This window comes from Bacillus sp. SIMBA_008, from assembly GCF_046535495.1.
Lineage (GTDB): Bacteria > Bacillota > Bacilli > Bacillales > Bacillaceae > Bacillus > Bacillus subtilis.
This window is the reverse complement of sequence record NZ_JAWRWL010000829.1, coordinates 1-255: the sequence shown is the minus strand read 5'-3', so window position 1 is coordinate 255 and position 255 is coordinate 1. Positions and strand designations below refer to the sequence as shown.

Genomic DNA, 255 nt, shown 5'->3' with positions numbered 1-255 from the left:
GATTTGTTTTACACTTGGAAAATAAAAAGCCAGAGGTGCCTCCGGCTTTTCACTCACCTTGATGACGTTTTTTTAATACTTTTAATACATCATCAAGCGGCAATTGCTGTTCACGTAATAACACAAGCAGGTGATACAGAAGATCGGCTGTTTCCCATTTCAATTCTTCTTGATCCCTGTTTTTCGCGGCAATGATGACCTCTGACGCTTCTTCCCCTACCTTTTTCAGGATTTTATCGACCCCTTTTTCAAAAA

At 40.0% G+C, this 255-nt stretch carries 1 protein-coding gene; it reads right to left on the bottom strand.

The window, feature by feature from the left end; all coding sequences use genetic code 11:
• Positions 1 to 49: 49 nt before the first annotated feature.
• Positions 50 to 255: phosphoribosyl-ATP diphosphatase (gene hisE, locus SB658_RS25650; RefSeq protein WP_410603276.1), on the bottom strand; the 206-nt coding region annotated here is incomplete at its 5' end.